2 protein-coding genes and 2 pseudogenes are annotated in these 4,213 nt (G+C 70.6%); 3 read left to right on the top strand and 1 reads right to left on the bottom strand.

The genetic code is table 11. The annotated features are described in order from the left end of the window. Together AC08OQ_RS18040 and AC08OQ_RS18035 are read left to right on the top strand one after the other, a co-directional pair. On the top strand, positions 1-530 hold a 530-nt coding region (locus AC08OQ_RS18040), incomplete at its 5' end, for a lanthionine synthetase LanC family protein (RefSeq protein ID WP_476612231.1). A gap of 188 nt (positions 531-718) precedes the next feature. Beyond that, positions 719-1,162: pseudogene (locus tag AC08OQ_RS18035) on the top strand (hypothetical protein); the annotation flags it as partial. A 437-nt stretch (positions 1,163-1,599) separates the two neighbouring features. Here AC08OQ_RS18035 and AC08OQ_RS18030 read toward each other — a convergent pair. Then, positions 1,600-1,818, bottom strand: coding sequence for a hypothetical protein (locus tag AC08OQ_RS18030; RefSeq protein ID WP_476602173.1), 219 nt, complete (start codon positions 1,816-1,818; stop codon positions 1,600-1,602). On the opposite strand from AC08OQ_RS18030, the pseudogene AC08OQ_RS18025 reads away from it, so the two are divergent. Then, positions 1,793-4,213, top strand: a pseudogene (locus AC08OQ_RS18025) (sugar-binding protein); the annotation flags it as partial. The gene AC08OQ_RS18030 and the pseudogene AC08OQ_RS18025 overlap by 26 nt on opposite strands.

Raw genomic sequence — 4,213 nt, 5'->3', positions numbered from 1 at the left:
CCCACCAAATCTGCGACTGGCTCGACGCCTGGCGCCAGGAGAGCTCAACCGGCCCCTGGTGGCCCGAGAAGATCACCCTCCGCGAGCTGAGCGCCGGCCGCCCCGCCCAAACCGGCCCAGGCCGCGTTTCCTGGTGCTACGGCGCCCCCGGCCTTGCCCGCGCCCAGCAACTCGCCGCCCTCGCGCTGGCCGACACATCGCGCCAGAAACGCGCCGAGTCCACGCTCGCCGCCTGCCTCGACGACCCCGTCCAACTCGCCAGACTCGTCGACCCGGCACTCTGCCACGGCTGGGCCGGCTTGATCGCCACCGTCCACCACGCCGCCGCCGACGCCCGCTACCACCCACTCGGCAGCCACCTCCCAGCCCTAACCGATCAACTCCTCGACAGCCTCGACCCGGCAGAGCCCGCCAGCAGCCGATCACCCGGCCTCATCGAGGGCGCCGCCGGGATCGCTGCCGTCCTGCATGGCCTCGCCACCGACAGCACAGCTACCTGGGAAACCGTGCTTCTCCTCGGCCGAACTTAGGGTCAGCCGCGAAGCCGAAGCGTGCTCGACGCGGACGTTTGCCACCCACGACATCCAGGGCGACCGCCGGACGAAGCGTCATCCCGTACCGCTCGACCTGTGACATAACGATTACTGCCAGAGTGGTCTGCGCAGCGGGCAATCGGAGGATCGGCCATCCGGCTCCGGAGAGGATATGGGGCATCGTCATGAGTAGGGCGAGCCAGCGGGCGGAGCAGGACGAGCTGCGAGCGCGGATGCGCGCGGTCGGCATGTCCCACGACGAGATCGCGATCGAGTTCGCCCGCCGCTACAAACTGCGCCCCCGCGCCGCTCACCGCGTCGCGCACGGCTGGACCCAGATGCAGGCCGCGGCCCACATCAACGCCCACGCCGCCCACACCGGCCTCGATCCCCACGGCGCGGCTCCCATGACCGCCCCGAAGCTGTCGGAACTGGAGAACTGGCCGCTACCGAACAACCGCCGCCGGCCCACACCCCAGCTCCTCCCCCTGCTCGCCGAGGTCTACGACACCAGCATCCACAATCTGATCGACCTCGACGACCGCGAACACCTCACCCCCATCGACACCCTTCTGATCACCACCACACGCCGAAGTCGCGCGGGGAGTGGAGCGATCCCGGATACTCCTCCGGACGTCATCGGGCCGTCATCGCGGCGTACCCGGCCGTCGCCGGCACCCGCCCACCGCCGTCCCGGCCCGGCACGCCGCCCAGACTCAGCGGACCACCCGTCGACCCGGATCCGGCTCGATCCCGCGACGAATCCCAAGCGGCGAGCGGCCTGTCCGCCACCCCGATGATCGGGCTTCTCGTCACCTGCGCGTCGCGATACGGGTCGCCACGCGGGCCCTGACCGTCCGTGATCCGGCGATCTGGCGCAACCGCCCTTCCAAGTCCGGGTACTGAATCCTTCCTCCGTGAAGTCACCGACGATCAGTGGCAGTCGGCGGTGGGCCGGGTAGCCCGCAGGGATGAGGTACGCCATCGGCGACGGGTTGACCCGGCGGAACAGGGGCCGGCGCCACGGTGCCTCGTCGACGCGGTGAACTGTCACGACCTACAACTCCTATCCGGGCACGGTCGCGAACCGGTCGACCTCGCCGTGCTCGGCGCAGTGCGGCGGCAGCCCCGCGACGGTCCTGACGAACAGCACCAGGCCGACGCTGTCCGGGGCGGCTACGGACGCCGACGGCGCGCCGCTGCGCCTCGACTTCGAGGTGTGGAACCAGGACAGCACCACAAAGATCACCGACGGTTCGGTGTCGAACGTCTCCCCGAACGCCACCGGTTCCTGGACGGTGCCCGCCGGGGTACTCGCCAGCGGCACCACCTACCAGTGGCGGGTGCGCGCCTACGACGGCACCGACTACTCGCAGAACTGGTCGTCGTGGATCCCGTTCACCGTCGACACGACCGTCCCGGCGGCGCCGACCGCGTTGAGCTCGGCGGCGTGGCCGTCAGGCGGCTGGGCCTCGGCCACCTCCGGCACGTTCACCTGGACCTCCCCCGGCGGGGACACCCAGTCGTTCCTCTACGGCCTCGACCAGCCCTCGCCCGCCACCGAGACCACCGGGACGACCACCCCGTCGCTGAACGCCACCGACGGACTGCACACGTTCTACCTGCGGACCAAGGACAAGGCCGGCAACCTCTCGCCGGTTGTCTCCTACAGCTTCGGAGTCGGCACCGGCGCGTTGGCGAGCCCGGCGGAGAACGCCCGCGTCCAGCGATTCGTCGTCCTGGAGGGACAGGCGCCGTCCTCCCAGGTGTCGGTGACCTACCGATACCGGCTGGGAACGAACACGTCGACGGCGTGGACGGACGTGCCGGTCGCGGACGTGACCACCGAGGGCACGACCACGAGCCCGACATGGCCCGCGCCGCGCAACGCCTCCGGCGCGTTCGACCGGCAGAACTGGAACGTCGGCTTCACCCTGCAGGGCGGCACCGACGGGCCGATCCAGCTCCAGGCCTGTTTCCGTACCTCGGGTGGCACCGTCACCTGCACCGGGGCCCGGACGATCCAGTACGCGCGTAACGCGTTCGGGGACTCCAACGCCACCAGCGACGTCGGCCCCGGAAAACTGGCCCCGCTGACCGGTGACTACTCCCTGTCGGCCACCGACGTCACCATGCCGACCTACACCGGCAGCCTGACCGTCGGCCGGTCCCTGACGACGTTGACCCCGCCCGCGGCGACCAGCGACCCTGCCGGCATCTTCGGCCCGGGTTGGACCTCGGATCTGCAGGGACCAGACACCGGTTCGGCGGCCAAGACGCTGACGGACAACACCGGCACCACAAATACCGTGACACTGACGTCGAGTGAGGGCGCCGCCTCGGCGTACTCCCGTACCGGGACCGGCGGTTATCCCTACGCCTACACCGGCATCGCGGACACCGCCACCGACGGCTCCAAGCTCGTCAAGGATTCGGCGACCCAGTTCACCCTCACCGAGGTCGACGGCACCAAGACGGTATGGGTGTCGAAGACCGTCGGCTCGGCGACGATCTGGGTGGTCGACCGGGTCGTCCAGCCCGGGTCCGCGACCACCTCGACGTACACCACGGACGGCGCCGGCCGGGTCACCCGCATCCTCGCGCCCGTCCCGGCCGGGGTGGACTGCTCGGGCACGCTCGGCGCCGGCTGCCGGGCACTGACCCTCGCCTACGCCACCTCGACCACGGCGACCGGCTCCGGCACCGACCCGGCCACCTGGGGCAATTACACCGGGCAGGTCTCCACCGTCTCGATGTCCCTCAACGGAGGCACCGCGACCGTCGTCGCCCAGTACAAGTACGACTCCACCGGGCACCTGCGGCTCGAGTACGACCCGCGGCTGGACAACACCGACGGCTCGCACCTCGGATCGGTCTACCAGTACAACGCTCAGGGCCGCCTCCAGAGCTACACCCCCGCGGGCCAGGACGCCTGGTCGTTCACCTACGACAGCTACGGTCGGCTGATCAGCGTGGCACGGCCCCGGCCCGCTGGCGCGGGTACCGCCACCCGTACCGTCGTCTACAACGTCGCCCTCAGCGGAACGGGCGCGCCGGTCGACATGTCCCCGAGCGCCGTCGCCGCCTGGGGGCAGCAGGACCTGCCGGCCTGGGCCACGGCGGTGTTCCCCGCGAGCAGGGTCCCGTCAAACCCGCCGGTCGCCGCCGACTGGCCCTACGCCGACCTGACCTACCTCAACGCCGACGGCCGGCAGGTGAACGCCGCCTCCTACGGCAACGGCGCCTGGCAGGTCACAACCAACGAACATGACGTCAAGGGCAACGTGATCCGTGAACTGACCGCGGAGAACCGTAACCAGGCCCTCACCCCGACCGCCGACACCGATCCGACCGCCGCGGCGCTCACCGACTCCGCGGCCCGCGCCCAACTGCTGGACACCGACACCGTCTACTCCGCCGACGGCGTGTCCGTCGTCGACACGTTCGGGCCGACGCATCGCATCGTTGACGACGCCGGCGCCCAGTACTCCGCCCGCGAGCACGTCCACACCGACTACGACGAGAACGCCCCGTCCGCACCCGACCCGTACCGGCTGCCCACCACCGTCACCACCACCATCCGCCAGGCCGGCGGGGCCGACGTCGACCCCCGCAAGATGATCAACGGCTATGAGGCGAAGACCGGCGCGGATGCCGCGACATCCGGCTGGACGCTACGC

It is taken from the genome of Frankia sp. CcCS3 (assembly GCF_977927575.1).
Note: the sequence above shows the minus strand (reverse complement) of the source record. Positions and strands in the feature narration are given on the sequence as shown.